This is a genomic window from Pseudoalteromonas sp. 11L1 (assembly GCF_055397545.1).
In genome coordinates this window covers 2,726,039-2,745,237 of the sequence record NZ_AP041141.1, presented here as the reverse complement: position 1 = coordinate 2,745,237, position 19,199 = coordinate 2,726,039, and the positions used below count along the sequence as shown (strand labels likewise).

The 19,199-nt window shown below is 41.7% G+C and carries 16 protein-coding genes; 9 read left to right on the top strand and 7 right to left on the bottom strand.

Annotated features, from left to right (window positions below; genetic code table 11):
• Positions 1-137 precede the first annotated feature (137 nt).
• Positions 138-356, bottom strand: a complete 219-nt coding sequence (cspD, locus tag ACZ5WS_RS12855; RefSeq protein ID WP_138604913.1) for a cold shock domain-containing protein CspD — start codon at positions 354-356, stop codon at positions 138-140.
• A 209-nt stretch (positions 357-565) separates the two neighbouring features.
• Between cspD and clpS the strand changes: the two genes are divergently transcribed.
• Together clpS and clpA are read left to right on the top strand one after the other, a co-directional pair.
• Positions 566-874, top strand: a complete 309-nt coding sequence (clpS, locus tag ACZ5WS_RS12850; RefSeq protein WP_008110102.1) for an ATP-dependent Clp protease adapter ClpS — start codon at positions 566-568, stop codon at positions 872-874.
• A gap of 68 nt (positions 875-942) precedes the next feature.
• Entirely contained in the window at positions 943-3,204 is a 2,262-nt protein-coding gene (gene clpA, locus ACZ5WS_RS12845) for an ATP-dependent Clp protease ATP-binding subunit ClpA (protein WP_198523043.1), read from the top strand.
• 201 nt (positions 3,205-3,405) lie between these two features.
• Here the strand turns inward: clpA and infA are convergent, their stop codons facing one another.
• From infA to trxB, 5 genes are all read right to left on the bottom strand, one after another.
• Positions 3,406-3,624, bottom strand: coding sequence for a translation initiation factor IF-1 (infA, locus tag ACZ5WS_RS12840; protein ID WP_002962494.1), 219 nt, complete (start codon positions 3,622-3,624; stop codon positions 3,406-3,408).
• A gap of 90 nt (positions 3,625-3,714) precedes the next feature.
• Positions 3,715-4,419 (bottom strand): arginyltransferase, encoded by a 705-nt coding sequence (locus tag ACZ5WS_RS12835; protein ID WP_464708909.1) that lies wholly within the window; start codon positions 4,417-4,419, stop codon positions 3,715-3,717.
• The gene (aat, locus tag ACZ5WS_RS12830) at positions 4,412-5,128 is read right to left on the bottom strand and encodes a leucyl/phenylalanyl-tRNA--protein transferase (RefSeq protein WP_198523045.1); all 717 of its coding nucleotides are present in this window, start codon (positions 5,126-5,128) and stop codon (positions 4,412-4,414) included. The genes ACZ5WS_RS12835 and aat overlap by 8 nt, the downstream gene beginning before the upstream one ends.
• Before the next feature lie 180 nt (positions 5,129-5,308).
• On the bottom strand, positions 5,309-8,122 hold the full coding sequence (locus ACZ5WS_RS12825; RefSeq protein WP_464708904.1) for a bifunctional aconitate hydratase 2/2-methylisocitrate dehydratase: 2,814 nt from the start codon (positions 8,120-8,122) through the stop codon (positions 5,309-5,311).
• A gap of 306 nt (positions 8,123-8,428) precedes the next feature.
• Entirely contained in the window at positions 8,429-9,379 is a 951-nt protein-coding gene (gene trxB, locus ACZ5WS_RS12820; RefSeq protein WP_008110078.1) for a thioredoxin-disulfide reductase, read from the bottom strand.
• 276 nt (positions 9,380-9,655) lie between these two features.
• On the opposite strand from trxB, the gene pssA reads away from it, so the two are divergent.
• Positions 9,656-10,981, top strand: a complete 1,326-nt coding sequence (gene pssA, locus ACZ5WS_RS12815; protein ID WP_008110076.1) for a CDP-diacylglycerol--serine O-phosphatidyltransferase — start codon at positions 9,656-9,658, stop codon at positions 10,979-10,981.
• A gap of 119 nt (positions 10,982-11,100) precedes the next feature.
• Here pssA and ald read toward each other — a convergent pair whose 3' ends face one another.
• Positions 11,101-12,222 (bottom strand): alanine dehydrogenase, encoded by a 1,122-nt coding sequence (gene ald, locus ACZ5WS_RS12810; protein ID WP_054200757.1) that lies wholly within the window; start codon positions 12,220-12,222, stop codon positions 11,101-11,103.
• 139 nt (positions 12,223-12,361) lie between these two features.
• Between ald and lrp the strand changes: the two genes are divergently transcribed.
• From lrp to serS, 6 genes are all read left to right on the top strand, one after another.
• Positions 12,362-12,841 (top strand): leucine-responsive transcriptional regulator Lrp, encoded by a 480-nt coding sequence (gene lrp / locus ACZ5WS_RS12805; RefSeq protein WP_008110073.1) that lies wholly within the window; start codon positions 12,362-12,364, stop codon positions 12,839-12,841.
• Positions 12,842-13,037: 196 nt separating this feature from the next.
• Entirely contained in the window at positions 13,038-15,527 is a 2,490-nt protein-coding gene (locus ACZ5WS_RS12800; protein ID WP_464708899.1) for a DNA translocase FtsK, read from the top strand.
• Positions 15,527-16,153, top strand: a complete 627-nt coding sequence (gene lolA, locus ACZ5WS_RS12795; protein WP_464708895.1) for an outer membrane lipoprotein periplasmic chaperone LolA — start codon at positions 15,527-15,529, stop codon at positions 16,151-16,153. Before ACZ5WS_RS12800 ends, lolA begins: the two co-directional genes overlap by 1 nt.
• Positions 16,146-17,489, top strand: a complete 1,344-nt coding sequence (locus ACZ5WS_RS12790; RefSeq protein ID WP_464708891.1) for a replication-associated recombination protein A — start codon at positions 16,146-16,148, stop codon at positions 17,487-17,489. The genes lolA and ACZ5WS_RS12790 overlap by 8 nt, the downstream gene beginning before the upstream one ends.
• Positions 17,482-17,862 (top strand): fluoride efflux transporter CrcB, encoded by a 381-nt coding sequence (crcB, locus tag ACZ5WS_RS12785; RefSeq protein WP_010389726.1) that lies wholly within the window; start codon positions 17,482-17,484, stop codon positions 17,860-17,862. The genes ACZ5WS_RS12790 and crcB overlap by 8 nt, the downstream gene beginning before the upstream one ends.
• Before the next feature lie 9 nt (positions 17,863-17,871).
• Entirely contained in the window at positions 17,872-19,176 is a 1,305-nt protein-coding gene (serS, locus tag ACZ5WS_RS12780) for a serine--tRNA ligase (RefSeq protein WP_464708885.1), read from the top strand.
• Positions 19,177-19,199 lie beyond the last annotated feature (23 nt).

The following is a 19,199-nucleotide window of genomic DNA, read 5'->3' as shown; positions in this document are numbered from 1 at the left end:
TGGGGTAGATAAAATAAAATCAAGGAGTGGGGTTGAATTAACAAACAATGAGGCAATTTATATTGGAGTGGTTAGGGATTTTTAAGAAATTAAGCGAGGATCTAAACAGGTCACTCGCTTTAGTCTCATAATTACAATCACCCTATAATATCGCCATTAGGCGCTATATTAGTAGCGTGTAGACCTTTAGGGCCCTGTTGTAATTCGAAGGTAACATCTTGACCAGCTTTAAGTGTCTTGTATCCGTCCATTACAATTGTGGAGTAATGAGCAAAAATGTCGTTCTCGCAACCGTCTTCTACGATGAAACCAAAACCTTTGGCGTTGTTGAACCATTTGACTTTACCACAAGCCATACTTCTACATCCTTCTATAAGTTGACTAATTTAGTTATCCTAAACTGTATTGTTTGCTAGACTGACTAAGGTTTAATCAATCACCATTTGACTGTAGTTTATTTAAGCAACCAGTCAAGTGTTTTAGGTTATTTTTTAACATTTTATTTATTTTTTTATTCAAGTTTGCTTGAGTTACAAAGACAAGACTATATTTAATTATGAGTGGTATGAAAGATTCTGGTGTTATCGACACCGTTCGCGATAGTGAAAAGCAAAAGTTGCAGCCACCGCGAAAATATAAAGTTGTGTTAAACAACGATGATTACACGCCGATGGATTTTGTAATAGAGATCTTAATGACGTTTTTTAATATGGATAGCGATAGAGCAACTGATGTGATGCTGCAAATACATCAGCAAGGTAAGGGTATATGTGGTGTTTATAGCGCCGACGTAGCACATACTAAGGCTGAGCAAGTTAACCGCTACTCAAGGGATAACGAGCATCCACTGCTATGTAGTTGTGAGCAGGAATAAATACCATAAAGGTGAACTTTCATCTTTGAAGTGCGGTATAAAATTATTATCTCTGTAAGGGGTTGCCAATGCTAAATAAAGACTTAGAACTAACTTTGAACACCGCGTTTCGTGAAGCGCGTACACGTCGTCATGAGTTTATGACCGTAGAGCATCTTTTACTCGCTCTACTCGACAATCCATCAGCTGGAGAAGCGCTCAATGCGTGTGGTGTTGACGTTTCTGGATTAAAAACAGAGTTACTTGAATTTATTGATGAAACCACACCGGTTATTCCCGATTTAGAAGAAGAACGCGAAACTCAACCAACACTTGGCTTTCAGCGTGTATTACAGCGCGCGGTATTTCATGTGCAATCTTCGGGTAAAAATGAGGTGACTGGCGTGAATGTGCTGGTGGCTATTTTTTCTGAACAAGAAAGCCAAGCAGTGTATTTACTTAAAAAGAATGATATTTCTCGACTTGATATTGTTAACTTTATTTCTCATGGAATTGCCAAAGGTGATGACGAATTAGGCGATGACACCGACGACATTCATGAAGAGGTACAAGAAGTAGCAAGTGAGGAAGCGAGCAAGCTCGACAGCTTTACTACAAACCTTAATATACACGCTAAAGAGGGTAACATTGACCCGCTTGTTGGTCGTGACAGCGAAGTAGAGCGCACAGTGCAAGTGCTGTGTCGTCGTAAAAAGAATAACCCATTACTGGTTGGTGAAGCCGGCGTTGGTAAAACAGCCATTGCCGAGGGCTTAGCCTATCGTATTGTTAATGAACAAGTACCTGAAGTTATTGCAGATGCGGTTGTGTACTCTTTAGATATGGGTGCGTTACTTGCCGGTACCAAATACCGAGGCGATTTTGAAAAACGCTTTAAAAGTTTATTAAAAGAGTTACAAGCAAAACCGGGTTCAATTTTATTTATTGATGAAATTCACACCATCATTGGTGCAGGTGCTGCCTCGGGCGGGGTAATGGATGCTTCAAACTTAATTAAGCCGTTACTTTCAAGTGGGCAATTACGCTGCATGGGTTCTACCACTTACGGTGAGTATAAAAATATTTTTGAAAAAGATCGCGCCTTAGTTCGCCGTTTTCAAAAAATTGATGTGCTTGAACCTAGCGTTGAAGATACCACCAAAATTCTTAACGGTTTAAAAGAACGTTACGAAGCACACCATGGTATTCGTTACACGCAAAAAGCGTTAAAAGCAGCCGCCGAGCTAAGTGCAAAGTATATTAATGAACGTCACTTACCTGATAAAGCGATTGATGTTATTGATGAAGCGGGCGCAAGCCAACGTTTACTGCCTACGTCTAAGCGTAAAAAAACCATTGGTGTATCTGATATTGAGATGATTGTGTCAAAAATGGCGCGCATTCCACCACAAAATGTGTCGTCTTCTGATAAAGAAACGCTGAAAAACTTAGACCGTAATTTAAAAATGTTGGTGTTTGGACAAGATCAATCCATTGATGCATTAACTTCTGCTATTCGTTTATCGCGCTCAGGTTTAGCAAACGAGAACAAACCGGTTGGTTCGTTCTTATTTGCAGGCCCAACAGGGGTAGGTAAAACAGAGGTTACCAAGCAATTAGCTAAATGTATGGGTGTTGAGTTTATTCGTTTTGATATGTCTGAATACGTTGAGCGCCATGCGGTGAGCCGTTTAATTGGTGCGCCTCCGGGTTATGTAGGTTTTGAACAAGGCGGCTTATTAACAGAAGCGGTGATCAAAAACCCACATGCAGTGGTATTGCTGGATGAAATTGAAAAAGCGCATCCTGATATCTACAACATTTTATTACAAGTTATGGATCACGGTACGCTAACAGATAATAACGGCCGAAAAGCTGACTTTAGAAACGTAGTCGTGGTGATGACCACCAATGCCGGCGTGCAAGAAACCACGCGTAAGTCGATTGGTTTTAGTGAGCAAGATCACACACACGATGCAATGGGTGAAATTAACAAAGTATTTTCACCTGAATTTAGAAACCGCTTAGATAACATTATTTGGTTTAATCACCTCGAGAAAGAGGTTATTTTGCAAGTGGTTGATAAATTTGTTGTTGAGTTACAAGCGCAACTGGATAAGAAGTCAGTTAACCTTGAGCTTACCTCAAAAGCACGTGAGTGGTTGGCTGACAAAGGCTATGACAAAGCAATGGGCGCACGTCCTATGGCACGTGTTATTCAAGAAGATCTTAAAAAGCAATTGGCTAACGAAATACTGTTTGGTGAGCTAATTTCTGGCGGTACGGTAAAAGTATCGGTTAAAGATAAAAAGCTGCGTTTTGATTACGAGAGTGACTTAACGCCAGCCTAACCTAAAAAAGTTAGCAATTTAAAAAGCCTGCTTTATGCAGGCTTTTTTTATTTGCCAAAGAAATAGGCAACAAAAAACCCAGCAAAGGCTGGGTTTTTTGTTTATTAAATGTAATTACTGGCTACTACCATTAATTACATTTAATAAACGCTTAAAGCTAGTTTTCACTAGCCAAAAACTAAATCTCGTTTACGCACTTACTTAGCGAGCACGGAATACGATACGACCTTTCGATAAATCGTAAGGAGTCATTTCTACCGTTACTTTATCGCCGGTTAAAATACGGATATAGTTTTTGCGCATTTTACCTGAAATATGAGCCACAACTACGTGACCATTTTCTAGCTCAACTCGGAACATTGTATTTGGTAAAGTATCAAGGACTGTCCCTTGCATTTCGATTACGTCTTCTTTCGCCATGTTTAGCGTAACACCTCTTTAATAGTTAAACGCTGCAGATTTTGCCCAAAATACGGCAATAAGTAAAGGCGCAGGGGCTATTTTTGTAAATTAAATAGCCACCCACTGGTCATTGAGCTGTTTTTGGGCGGGTAAAAACTGGGTTTTATACTTCATTTTGTCGCATTCATCTATTTGATAGCCTAAATAAACAAACTGTTTGTGTTGCTGTTTAGCAAATTTAAGCTGCTGTAATATCATTACAGTCCCTAAACTAAAGTGTCCGTAGTCAGGGTCAAAAAATGTATAAATAGCCGAAATAGCGTTGTCCATACAATCAGTTACAGCAACGGCCACCAAGTTTTCTTGATCCCAAAGCTCTATAAAGGTGATGGTTAACCAGCTACAAAACAAAAAGCTTTGAAATTGTGATTTATCAGGTGGATACATAGAGCCGTCTTGGTGGCGCAAGCTAATATATTTACTGTAAAGTGGATAGTATTGTTCGCGTTCAACCTGTGAATATTTTACCTCAAAGCGGTTTTTTGCTTTGTTAAGTTTACGTTTTTGCGATTTTGTCGGCATAAACTCATCAGCTAAAACGCGCACAGAACTACACGCGCTGCAAATAGGGCAGTGCGGACGGTAAATTTGGTTACCACTGCGACGAAAGCCTAATCCTAATAACGACTCAAACTTGTTGCTGCTATAACAACTTGGGTCGAGTATCACCAGCAGTTGCTCTTGGCGATCAGGTAAATAACTGCATTCAAACGGTTGGCTTAGGCCTATACGAGCTGGAAGTTGTTCATTCATATATCGCGATTAGCTCCTGTGGCTGCCACATGCTGGCAGCTGGGGTGTAACACTGTGCTTTATTAAGTTTAGTTAAAAATTCTTCACGTGGAATCACGCTGGCACCTAACGACATTAAATAAGGATTTTCTAATTGGCAATCAATAAAATGCGCATCATGGCGCTTAAGCCAATTAACCAGCGCCCACATCGCCAGTTTGGAGCAATTTGTTTGATGATGAAACATTGATTCACCACAAAAAACGCCAGTTTGCATAATCCCATATAAGCCGCCTACAAGCTCTCCCTCACGCCATACCTCTAAACTATGAGCTAAGCCATTGTAATGCGCTTTTATGTACGCCTGTTGCATTTGCGGGGTGATCCAAGTGCCATCGGTATCAAGGCGTTGATCGCGGCACGCTTCTATCACTTCTTCAAAGGCATGGTTAATAGTTACGGTGACCGGGTGCTTTTTTAAATGTTTTCGCAAGCTTTTACTAACATGAAAGTCATCAAGCTCAACAATACCGCGTTCACTGGGTGACCACCACATAATTGGCTCGTGCTCACTAAACCACGGAAAAATACCAGATAAATAAGCATTTTTTAACCGCGTTAACGATAAACATCCACCAATGGCAAGCAAACCATCTGGATCATCTAATGCATGGTTGGGATCAGGAAAAGCAAAGTGGCTTTGAGCGAGTTGATAAAGTTGTTTAGTCATAACACCGATTGAATAACTGCATGGTCAAGACAAAGTGTAACCTGTTGCTTTAAAATCACAAACCACAAATTATTGTGTTCTCTATAGGGTTGAGCAGGGCTTACATTGCTGTTAGGTAAATTTTAGGCATAAAAAAAGCGCGTTAAAAAACGCGCTTAATTAAATGGTAAACTAATCGAATTAGCTAACCACTTTTACTGGTACAGCTTGTCCAGCGTTGAACTTAGTTGTCATTGCTTCTTCAACAGGTGTAAACGATGTAAGGTCAATACCTTCAACCGCAGACTTGTACTCTTCCATAGTCGGGAAACGACCAAGAACAGAAGATAGAACTACAACTGGCGTAGAACCTAGAAGTGATTCACCTTTTTTCTCAGATGTATCGGCTACTACACGGCCTTGGAACAGACGTGTTGATGTTGCAATAACAGTATCACCAGGTTCTGCTTTTTCTTGGTTACCCATACATAGGTTACAACCAGGACGTTCTAGGTATAAGATATTTTCATACTTAGTACGTGCAGCCGTTTTTGGTTTTGCATCGTCAAATTCAAAACCTGCGTATTTAGCAAGAATATCCCAATCGCCTTCAGCTTTAAGCTCATCAACAATGTTGTATGTTGGTGGCGCAACAACTAATGGCGCTTTGAATGAGATAGAACCGTTTTTCTTCTCAAGGTTACGTAACATGTGAGCAATAATTTTCATATCGCCTTTGTGAACCATACACGAACCAACAAAACCTAAATCAACAGGCTTGTCGTTGTAAAAAGAAACAGGGCGGATCACATCGTGAGTATAACGCTTAGAAACATCATCGTTATTTACGTCTGGATCGGCAATCATTGGCTCAACGATTTGGTCTAAATCAACCACAACTTCTGCGTGGTATTTAGCGTTGTCGTCCGGAGAAAGTGCTGGCTCTTCACCAGATTGAATACCTGCAATACGCTTGTCGGCTAAATCGATTAGACCTTGTAGCGTTTGTGCTTCGTTTTCCATACCTTTGTTGATCATGATTTGGATACGTGACTTAGCAAGTTCAATTGACTTAATTAACGTTTCATCATTTGAAATACAGATTGACGCTTTCGCTTTCATTTCTGCAGTCCAGTCAGTGAAGGTAAACGCTTGGTCAGCCATTAGGGTACCAATGTGAACTTCAATGATACGACCTTGGAACACGTTTTCGCCACCAAATTGCTTAAGCATTTGCGCTTGCGTTGCATGTACAACGTCGCGGAAATCCATGTGCTTAGCCATTTTGCCTTTAAACGTCACTTTAACTGAATCAGGAATTGGCATCGCTGATTCACCGGTTGCAAGTGCAACAGCAACAGTACCTGAGTCGGCACCAAAGGCAACGCCTTTAGACATACGTGTATGCGAGTCACCACCAATGATGATAGCGCGATCATCAATTGTGATGTCGTTCAATACTTTGTGAATAACGTCAGTCATTGCATGGTAAACGCCTTTCGGGTCACGTGCAGTGATCAAACCAAACTTATTCATAAACGCCATTAGTTTAGGAATGTTTGCTTGTGCTTTGCTATCCCATACTGATGCTGTATGACAACCAGACTGATAAGCACCATCAACAAGAGGTGAAATCGTTGAAGCAGCCATCGCTTCTAGTTCTTGTGCTGTCATAGGACCGGTTGTATCTTGCGAACCAACGATGTTCACTTTAACGCGAACATTTGAGCCTGCGTGAAGTGGCGTATCTGATAGTACACCTACCGCATTACGGTTAAAGATTTTTTCAACCGCTGTTAAGCCTTGGCCTTCGTGTGAGATTTCTTTTGAAGGTGCATAAACAAGCGGCGTTTCAATGCCAAGAGTTTCAGCAGCAAACGTTTGTAGTTTTTTACCGAATACAACAGCGTAAGAACCACCGGCTCTCATGAATTCAACTTTTTGCGGTGTGAACGCTGATGAAATATCAACAAGTTCTTTATCACCGTTATAAAGCTTTTTCTCTTTAGTATTGATTGTTAGCACAGTACCAGTAGCAACAGAGTAGGCTTCTTCAAGCACTGCATCACCATTTGCATCAGTTACTGTATTGCCGTCTGCATCTACTTTTTTAACCCAGTTTTTAAGGTCAAGACCAATACCGCCAGTTACATCAACCGTTGTTAAGAAGATTGGCGCAATACCATTTGTACCTGCAACAACAGGTGCAATGTTGATGAAAGGAACGTATGGGCTTGCTTGTTTACCAGCCCAAAGTGCTACGTTATTCACACCAGACATACGTGATGAACCAACGCCCATGGTGCCTTTTTCAGCAATAAGCATTACTTTAGCGTTAGGGTGTTTCTTTTGGAGAGCAACAATTTCTTGTTGTGCTTCTTCAGTGATCATGCACTTACCGTGTAATTCACGGTCAGCACGTGAGTGTGCTTGGTTACCTGGAGACAGTAAATCAGTTGAGATGTCGCCTTCACCAGCAATGTAAGTTACTACTTCGATTTTTTCTTCGATGTCAGGTAGTTTTGTGAAGAATTCAGCTTTTGAGAAGCTCTCTAGTAATTCTTTAGCAATTGCATTACCTGCTTCGTAGGCCGCTTTTAAGCGTTCCATATCTGCATCGTATAAGAATACCTGAGTTTTCAATACTTCTGCAGCCTGCGCTGCGATTTTTGCGTCATCAGCAAAGGCTAAATCAATTAGCATTTCAATTGATGGGCCGCCTTTCATGTGTGAAAGTAGTTCGAATGCAAACTCTGGAGTGATCTCTGCAACGTGCTCTTCACCTAAAATGATTTCTTTTAGAAACTGTGCTTTAACGCCCGCAGCACTGGTTGTTCCAGGTAAAGTATTAAAAATAAAGAAATGCAGTGAATCTTTACGGTGCTCGTTATTAGTATCTTTAATTTGATTAATTATTTCTGATACTAGTTCAGCGCTATCGATTGGTTGTGGGCTTAATCCAAGCTCCGTTTTACGGGTTTGGATTTCTTCCATATATTTTGTATACAAACTCATAGAAAACTCTCGGTAATTTACTTGATATGAAGTTAAGCATTTTAACTGATTTTACAGTTTCTAGTAATGCCTAAATGAATAAAGCTTTTATTCCTGACGATAATTATAGCTAGTTTTACTTATATAATTTGACGGTATTTGTTGCTCACCCTTAGATCCTATCGTACCTGAGTCATTAATTGTATAAATAAGACTAATTTTAACTATAAATATAGTGAATATTGGTGCGAGTGCAATTATCTCGGCCGTAATGTTTGGGCACAAAAAAGGGCTGAAAATTCAGCCCCAAAAGTATGCTATGTATGCTTATAGGTTATCTAAAAAGCGTTCTGCATCAAGTGCAGCCATACAGCCAGTACCCGCAGAAGTAATCGCTTGACGGTAAATATGATCAGATACATCACCAGCAGCAAATACACCTGGCACACTTGTTTGAGTTGCATTACCGTTAAGACCAGATTCAACCACTAGGTAGCCGTCTTTCATTTCTAGCTGACCTTCAAACATATCGGTGTTTGGCTTATGGCCAATGGCAATAAATACACCCGCTAAATCAAGTTCTTCAGTAGCATCTGATGCCACATCTTTAATGCGAACGCCGGTCACACCCATTTGGTCACCAAGCACTTCATCAAGTGTACGGTTGTAGTGCATTACAACGTTACCGTTTGCTGCTTTTTCAGCAAGGCGGTCTGCAAGAATTTTTTCACTACGGAAACTATCACGACGGTGGATAACATGAACTTCATCAGCAATGTTAGACAGGTATAACGCTTCTTCAACAGCCGTGTTACCACCACCAACAACCGCTACTTTTTGGCCTTTATAGAAAAACCCGTCACAGGTTGCACAAGCAGAAACACCACGACCTTGGAAATTAGTCTCAGACTCTAAGCCTAAATATTTCGCAGAGGCACCGGTTGCAATAATTAAAGCATCACATGTGTAAGTACCTTGGTCACCAGTTAGTGTGAAAGGGCGCTTAGATACGTCAACTTTGTTGATGTGGTCGAACACAATTTCAGTTTCAAAGCGTTCTGCATGCTCTTTCATACGATCCATTAATGCAGGGCCGGTTAAACCGTGTGCATCGCCAGGCCAGTTTTCAACTTCAGTAGTGGTTGTTAGCTGGCCACCTTGTTGAATACCTGTAATTAAAACAGGGTTTAAATTAGCACGTGCAGCGTAAACTGCGGCTGTGTAGCCAGCAGGGCCCGAACCTAAAATAAGTAACTTACAATGTTTTGCTTCAGTCATGATCTTTTCCTAAACGTTTAATACGGTTTTAATGCGCCCGATTCTAAGAAAAACAAGCAGGAAGTAAATAAAAGATGAGATTATTTTTTTTCGCAAATTCCGAAGCTGTTCATTAATGTGTACTAGCAAATGACTTACAAGCAGTGCTCGACTAATAAATAGACTGTTAGCCAATAAAACGACGTTAATTCATGACCAGCCTGATTTTTTTTGTTATCTTTTAACTAATTTTGATTTGTCACTGCTTAATTATGTGACCTAAGTGAATAGGCAACTATGTTATTTTGGCAAGAGAAACCCGCATTTGGGTTGACTTCAAAAGACGTTAACGTCTTAACCAATGCGCAAGAATACCGTACGCAATTGTTAGATTTAATTGCCAACGCAAAAAAACGAATTTATATCACCACACTTTACTTACAAGATGATGAAGCGGGTCGTGAAATCTTAGCCGCACTACACAGTGCATCGTTAGCTAACCCTTCGCTTGAAATTAAAGTACTGGTTGATTTTCATCGCGCGCAACGCGGTTTAATTGGCGCAGAAAAGTCAGAGGGCAATGCAAGTTTATATTGCGATAGCTTAGAGAAGTTTAATTCAAACGTTCAAGTGTATGGTGTCCCTGTAAAAGCCAAAGAACTGTTTGGGGTGTTGCATTTAAAAGGCTTTGTTATTGACGACACACTACTATATAGCGGTGCCAGTTTAAACAATGTGTATTTGCAATATAGCGACCGATACCGACTTGATCGCTACTTTTTAGTTTCGCAAAGCGAGTTATGTGACTCAGTAGTCGACTTTATCGAATCAACCTTATTGAGCTCTGAAGCAGTTCCAAGAATTGATCAACGACCGCTTAAACGCATGGCTGACTTTAAACTTGAACAAAAGCAACTTATGCGTGAGCTTAAATCGGCAAGCTATAAAAGTGCGCAGAACTTGAATACTCATGCAATGGGCATTCGTTTGTTCTTGGGTTTAGGCCGTCGTAATAACGAACTTAATCGCTTAATCAAAGCGCTGTTTGACACTACCGAGCAAGAGTTGGTGTTATACACGCCGTATTTTAATTTCCCGGCTCCTTTAATGCGCTCTTTGCGTCGCTTATTAAAGCAAGGTAAACAAGTCACTATTGTGGTGGGCGATAAAACCGCAAACGATTTTTACCTGCCACCTAGCGAGCCGTTTAGTAAAATTGGTGCATTACCGTATTTATACGAAACTATTTTGCATAAATTTGTAAAATCGCAAAAACGCCACATAGATAATGGCAACTTAAACGTTTACCTGTGGAAACACGAGAGTAACTCGTTTCATTTAAAAGGGATTTGTTGTGACCGTAAAGTGCATTTACTTAGCGGGCATAATTTAAATCCGCGTGCATGGGGGCTAGATATCGAAAATGGTATTCTGATAGAAGACCCTGAGCAAACGATAATGCGCGATATTGATAATGAACGCCAAGAAATTTTAAAACATTGTCGTCGTTTAACCGGTCCAGATGATTTAGAAACCATGAGCGATTACCCGCAGCCAGTTAAAAAACTGCTTGGTCAAGCTAAGCGTGTAAAAGTCGACTTTATTATTAAACGATTTATATAGCATTAGGGTCTGTTGACCACAGACCCTAAAATGTAGATACAAAAAAAGCAGCTAATTAGCTGCTTTTTTAATGCTTATACCTAATGATGACTTATAGGTATAAACGGTAACAATAATAGTTACGCGTTTTCTACTGCAGTGCGTGGGTCAACATATTCCATGTTGAACGCTTCAGCTACTTCTTTGTAAGTTACTTGGCCTTTAAGTACGTTTAAGCCTTTTAAGAAGTGAGCGTCATCTAGTAGTGCCTTTTTGTAACCTTTGTTTGCAAGGTTAATGATAAACGGTAATGTTGCATTGTTAAGTGCAAACGTCGATGTACGTGGAACAGCACCAGGCATGTTAGCAACACAGTAGTGAACAACTTCATCAACGATGAAAGTAGGATCAGCGTGCGTAGTTGCTTTAGACGTAGCAATACAACCACCTTGGTCGATTGCAACGTCAACAATTGCAGCGCCAGGCTTCATTGCTTTAATGTGTTCAGCAGTTACTAGTTTAGGTGCAGCAGCACCTGGGATAAGTACACCACCAATTACTAGGTCAGCTTCAAGTACGTGCTTCTCAAGCGCGTCAGCTGTTGAGTAAATAGCTTTAACTTTGTTACCAAACTGTGCGTCTAGTGCACGTAATACGTCGATGTTGCGGTCAAGTACTACAACCTCAGCACCTAGGCCAACGGCCATTTGTGCAGCGCTACGACCAACCATGCCGCCGCCAATAACAACTACTTTAGCTGGCTCAACACCGGGTACACCACCTAGTAACATACCACGACCGTGGTTAGCTTTTTCTAGCGCTTGTGCACCTGCTTGAATAGACATACGACCAGCAACTTCACTCATTGGCGCTAAAAGTGGTAAACCACCGCGTGAATCAGTTACTGTTTCATACGCAATACAGATTGCTTTACTTTTAACAAGGTCTTCAGTTTGTGGAAGATCCGGTGCAAGGTGAAGGTAAGTGAAAAGAATTTGGTCTTCACGTAACATTGCACGCTCAACAGCTTGAGGCTCTTTTACCTTGATGATCATTTCTGCTTTTGCAAAAACGTCAGCAGCTGTTTCTAAAATTTCAGCGCCTGCTTGAACATAATCATCATTTGTAAAACCAATGCCCATACCAGCATTCGTTTCAACAATCACTTGGTGGCCGTGATTTACAAGTTCGCGAACACTCGCAGGAACCATACCTACACGGTACTCGTGGTTTTTAATTTCTTTAGGTACACCAATAATCATAATTTTGCCTTGTTAGAACGGGATAAAAATTTTCCACTATTATATTCATGCCAGGGTAGTGTGTCTCACCTTTTTTTAAGCCCTTTGTAGTGTTAGTATCTGTAAAATTAATTTTATTAGAATAAAAAACTAAAAAGCCATGCATAACTTATTAGACCGTATTGATCGCAAAATTTTAGTCGAATTACAACTTGATGGCCGCCTGTCAAATGTTGAACTGGCCCGACGAGTTGGCCTAAGCGCCACGCCCTGTCTAGAGCGAGTGAAAAAGCTAGAGCGCGAAGGTTATATTTTAGGCTATAAAGCCGTGGTTGATCCTGCCAAACTTGGTCAAGGGCTTTCTGTGTATGTGGAAGTAACCATTACCAAAACATCGCCCGACGTATTTGAAGAATTTAGTGCTGCTGTTAGAAAGCACGAAGAAATTATAGAATGTCATTTGGTTTCGGGTAATTTCGACTTTTTATTAAAAACCCGGGTTAACGATATGTCAGAATATCGCGGCGTGCTCGGTGATATACTATTAAAGTTGCCCAATGTGAGTGAAAGCCGTACCTACGTAGTCATGGAAGAAGTAAAAGGTGAAGAAGGCGTTGTTATTCGTCCTTTTGTTGCTTAATGATAAAGTAACAGCCTTTAATATACTTTTATTGTTGCATCCAACTTTGCTTTTTTAATGAGTGTACGACTAAATAATAAAAACTTGTTCATAATCAGGCCATCATGGTTAAGATAAAGTGCATCAAAATACATTTCCTGCTAAGGTATTCTATTGCCAAGTGAGTGTAAAAAATAATAATGAGGGATAGGTAATTATGCGCCTAAACGGTGTACAAAGACTATTAGAAACGGGGCTGATCGTCAGCACCTTTGCAGCGGTATTTATTTTATGTGCTTTAATTAGTTTTCATCCTGCCGATCCTGCTTGGTCGCAAACGGGTGAGTTTACCAATGTACAAAATATCACAGGTACGGCGGGCGCGTGGGTGGCCGACATTTTACTTCTTACCTTTGGTTGGCTTGCCTATTTTGTGCCAGCGGCTATTCAGCTGCTAGGTTACTTGGTGTTTAAGCAGCCACACCGTATTTTGCAACTCGATTACACCACACTTGGATTACGTATTATTGGCTTTGCGCTGTTTATTACCTCAGCCACCGCTATCAGCAGTATTAATTTTGACGATATTTATAATTTTTCATCCGGTGGGGTAGTGGGCGATGTGATTGCATCGGCGATGATGCCTGCGTTTAATTTTACCGGTACCTCTATTTTACTGCTGTGTTTCTTTTTTGCAGGATTAACCCTATTAACGGGTGTGTCGTGGGTACAATTTGTTGATTACTTGGGTGATTTAATTGTTAGGTTATACCGCTTTTTGGTTACCTATGCTCGCGGTTGGATGCAACGCGAACGCATTGCAGGTAAAGTTCAAGACGAGCAACCCGATGCCTATTTTGAAGACGATACACGACAACAAGAACCTGAACTTGCTAATAAAACAGTAGACAAACCCAAAGCAATCGATAAACCCGCAACTAAGGTTAATGCCCCTCAAGACGACGAATTTATGCCGTTTGACGAGCTTGACCAAATACTCGATCAAGAAATTAGCTTTAGCGCCATAGACGATGAACCTATGGACACAGAAGCGGCGCTTAATGCGCTGGACCAAAGCCCAGTGGTTGAATCTGAAAAACCAGCCACAACGGTAGTTTCACCAGCAAGGCCAATTAACAAGCCTAAATCAGGGTTTCAGCCGCCGCCAACTGCCAAAGAGAAGTTTGAGCAATTATTAGAGCAAGAGCCACCACCGGGGCCATTGCCGTCATTGGATTTACTCGACAGACCCGACAAAGCAAAAAATCCAATTTCGCAAGAAGAGCTTGATAGTGTATCGCGCCTTGTAGAAACAAAACTACTCGATTTTAACGTACAAGCTACCGTGGTTGGAGTTTACCCCGGGCCTGTTGTTACCCGTTTTGAGCTTGATTTAGCACCGGGTATTAAGGTGTCTAAAATTACTGGGCTGTCAAAAGATTTAGCGCGCTCGCTATCGGCAATTAGTGTGCGCGTGGTTGAAGTTATTCCGGGTAAAACCTATATCGGTATTGAGCTGCCTAATAAATACCGTGAAATTGTACGTTTGTCAGAAGTGATAAACGCACCTAAGTTTGAGCAAAACCCATCGCCGTTAACCATGGTGCTAGGTAAAGACATTGCAGGGCAACCTGTGTGTGCCGACTTAGGTAAAATGCCACATTTATTAGTGGCCGGTACAACGGGTTCAGGTAAGTCAGTGGGCGTTAATGTAATGATATTAAGCTTACTGTATAAATCGGGCCCAGAAGATGTTCGTATGATCATGATTGACCCGAAAATGCTTGAGCTTTCAGTTTACGAAGGCATCCCGCATTTATTGTGTGAAGTTGTGACCGACATGAAAGAAGCCGCTAACGCGCTGCGTTGGTGTGTAGGTGAAATGGAACGCCGCTATAAGCTGATGTCGGCTTTAGGTGTACGTAACTTAAAAGGTTACAACCAAAAAGTAATGGAAGCCAAAGAAGCGGGCTACCCAATAATGGATCCATTATTTAAAGACACCGATGGCATGAAAGACGGCCCAGATGAGCTAGATAAGTTACCTAGCATAGTGGTGGTTATTGACGAATTTGCCGACATGATGATGATTGTAGGTAAAAAAGTTGAAGAATTAATTGCTCGTATAGCGCAAAAAGCGCGTGCTGCGGGTATTCATTTAATTTTGGCAACACAGCGTCCGTCGGTTGATGTAATAACCGGTTTAATAAAAGCGAACATACCTACACGTATGGCGTTTCAGGTATCAAGTAAAATAGACTCGCGCACCATACTTGATCAACAAGGCGCAGAAAACTTATTAGGCATGGGTGACATGCTTTATTTACCGCCAGGCACCAGTGTGCCAGAGCGTGTGCATGGCGCATTTGTAGACGATCATGAAGTACATGCCGTGGTAAACGATTGGAAAGCCCGTGCTAAACCAAATTACATAGACGAAATTTTAAATGGCGATGCCACTGAAGATATTTTATTACCAGGGGAAGCCAGCGAGAATGGCGATGAAGAGTCAGATCCGTTATACGACGAAGCGGTCGCCTTTGTAATAGAAACCGGTAAAGTGTCGGTATCATCAGTGCAACGTAAATTACGCGTAGGCTATAACCGTGCTGCACGTTTAGTAGAACAAATGGAAACATCAGGTATCGTGAGTGCACCAGGACATAACGGCGCTCGCGATGTATTAGTACCTAATGGAGCAAATTAATGAAAAAATTAAGTAGTTTATTATTGGTATTGGGCAGTTTAGTTGCTATGCCAAGTTTCGCTGACGACAGCCAAGCATTACAAGATAAGTTATCAACGTTAAAAAGCTTTAAAGCGCAATTTAAACAAAACGTAACCGACGGTGAAGGCCAACTGGTAATGCAAGGCCAAGGCAATATTGCCTTGCAACAGCCATTGATGATTCGCTGGCAGCAAACTAACCCAGACGACACTTTATTCGTGTCAAACGGCGATAAAACCTATTACTTTGATAGCTTTGCTGAGCAAGTAACCATTATGAAAACCAGCGGTTTAATTGACTCTACACCGTTTATATTGCTCACCTCTAAAGACCCTGCGCAATGGGAAAAATACAGCGTGCTTGCCACCGATTTAGGCTTTAGCATTACCCCAAATAAAGGCGTAGAAAGCCAAGTAGAGAAGCTTGATATTACTTTTGCTGATAACGAGCAAGGGCTTGCAAAATTGGTAGTTAAAGATAACTCAGGCCAGCTATCTGCGTTTACATTTAGCAATGCACAGGTTAATACTGAGCTTGATAAAACAACTTTTGAATTTACCCCGCCAGCGGGTGTAGAAATAGACGATCAGAGTAACGGTGAGTAATTTAGGATTTAACTTTGGGCCCGATGTTCGCCCACTCGCTGCGCGTATGCGCCCTTTATCGCTTAACGATTACATAGGGCAGCAGCATTTACTAAGTAGCGACAAGCCGCTGCATCTAGCTATTGTTGCAGGGCGTTGCCATAGTTTAATTTTATGGGGCCCCCCAGGGGTAGGTAAAACTACGCTGGCGCAAATTATTGCCAATCATGCCGATGCTGAACTAATTCAAATGTCGGCGGTAACCGCTGGGGTGAAAGATATACGCGATAGCGTAACCCAAGCGCGCGATAACCTACAAAGCCGTGGTCAGCGCACTTTAATGTTTGTTGACGAAGTACACCGCTTTAATAAATCTCAGCAAGATGCGTTTTTACCGCATATTGAAGATGGCACTTTTATATTTGTAGGCGCGACCACCGAAAACCCCTCGTTTGCGCTTAATAATGCGATTTTGTCTCGTGCAAGGGTATATGTTTTAAAATCCTTGCAGGAAAGCGATTTATACACGGTAATTGAGCGTGCACTTAAACAAGATGAGCAATTAAGCCAAAAACACATCGTGATTGCAGATAACGCCAAACAGGCGCTATGCCAAGCAAGTGGTGGCGATGCTCGTAAAGTGCTTAATTTACTCGAGCAAGCAGTCGATTTAACCACTGAGCAAAACGGCCAATTTCATGTTGACGAACAGGTACTCAGCCAAGTACTCCCTACGCATTTAGCCAAATACGATAAAGGCGGCGATGAATTTTACGATTTAATTTCGGCGTTTCATAAATCAGTGCGAGGCAGTTCGCCCGATGGCGCGCTTTATTGGTACTGCAGAATATTAGCCGGTGGCGGCGACCCGCTGTATGTTGCAAGGCGCTTATTAGCAATTGCCACCGAAGACATTGGCAACGCCGATCCACGCGCTATGGAAGTGGCTTTAAACGCATGGGATATATTTCAACGTGTTGGCCCCAGTGAAGGCGAGCGTGCAATTGCACAGGCCACCTTATATTTAGCCAGCGCACCAAAAAGTAATGCGGTTTATATGGCGTTTAACCAAGCTAAAGACGATGCTAAAAATCAGCCAAGCTACCCAGTGCCAGAGCATTTACGCAATGCCCCCACCAATTTAATGAAAGACTTAGGTTATGGCGCAGAGTATCGATATGCGCATAACGAAGAAGGCGCATTTGCTGCTGGCGAAAAATACCTACCGCCAGAAATGGATGGCAAACAATACTACCAGCCAAGTGATCGTGGACTTGAGCAAAAAATTAAACAAAAGCTCGATTATTTAAAAGAGCGCGACGCACAAAGCCCAGTAAAACGTTATGAGCATGATTAAACTTTACATGATGATAGCCCTTGGCGGAGCCTCAGGAGCCTGTTTACGGTTTTTTATTAGCGAAACCATGCTAAAACTCCTCGGTAGGGGATTCCCTTTTGGCACGTTGACGGTTAATATTCTGGGTTCATTGTTGATGGGCATTTTGTACGGTTTAATAGATAAACAAGTTATTGCCGTTAGTCCCGCTAAAACCCTCATCGGAATTGGCTTTTTAGGTGCGTTAACCACCTTTTCAACATTCTCAATGGATTCGTTGTTGTTATTACAACAAGGTCACTTTATTAAAATGGCCCTCAATATCATCTTAAACGTGATGGTGTGTATTTTTATGGCTTGGCTGGGCCTTCAGCTAGTAATGCAAAAAGGTTAAAAAACTAACATGTTAGATTCTAAATATTTACGTCAAGATGTCGAACAAACTGCAGCACGTTTAGCCGCACGTGGTTATGAACTAGATGTAGCGGTAGTGACTGAACTTGAAGAAAAACGCAAAACATTACAAGTAAAAACGCAAGAACTTCAAAGTCAGCGTAACGCCAGTGCTAAAGCCATTGGTCAAGCAAAAGCAAAAGGCGAAGACGCACAGCCATTGCTAGACGCAGTTGCTAACTTAGGCAGCGAATTAGATGCGGCTAAAGCTGAACAAGATGAAGTGTTAGAAGCAATTAAACAAATTGCCTTAGCTATTCCAAATCTACCTGACGAGTCGGTACCAGAAGGCGCTGACGAAGACGACAACGTAGAAATTTTAACGTGGGGTACATCTAAAAAATACGACTTTGAAGTTAAAGACCACGTTGATGTAGGGCAAGACCTAAACGGCCTAGATTTTGAAATGGGCGTTAAAATTAGTGGCGCACGTTTTACCGTAATGCGCGGCCAAGTAGCACGTATGCACCGTGCACTTACTCAATACATGCTAGACACCCACACAGATAAAAACGGCTACACAGAAATGTATGTACCGTACTTAGTCAATAGCGCAAGCCTTTACGGTACCAGCCAATTACCTAAGTTTGCGGGCGATTTATTCCACACTTTAGGCCTAGTGAACGATGATGGCGAGCAGCAAGCTGGCTTTAGCCTTATTCCTACGGCAGAAGTACCGCTTACAAACAGCGCACGTGATGAAATTTACGAAGAAAGCGATTTACCAATTCGCTTGACAGCGCACACGCCATGTTTTAGAAGTGAAGCAGGCAGCTACGGTCGCGATACTCGCGGTTTAATCCGTCAGCATCAGTTTGATAAAGTTGAACTAGTTCAGCTTGTAAAACCAGAAGATTCAATGCAAGCGCTTGAAGAGCTAACAGGCCATGCTGAGCAAATACTACAAGCACTAGAACTGCCATACCGCAAAGTGATTTTATGTATGGGCGACATGGGCTTTGGCGCAGCTAAAACATACGATTTAGAAGTATGGTTACCAGCGCAAGACACGTACCGCGAAATTTCATCATGTTCAAACATGGTCGATTTCCAAGCACGCCGTATGCAAGCACGTTTTCGTCGTGAAGGCGCTAAAAAACCAGAGCTTTTACACACACTAAACGGCTCGGGTTTAGCGGTAGGGCGTACACTTGTAGCCATACTAGAAAACTACCAACAAGCCGACGGCTCAGTAGTAGTACCAGAAGTATTACGCCCATACATGGGTGGACTTGAAGTGATTGGTAAAGCTTAAAGTACTAGCTGTAAGCTGTCAGT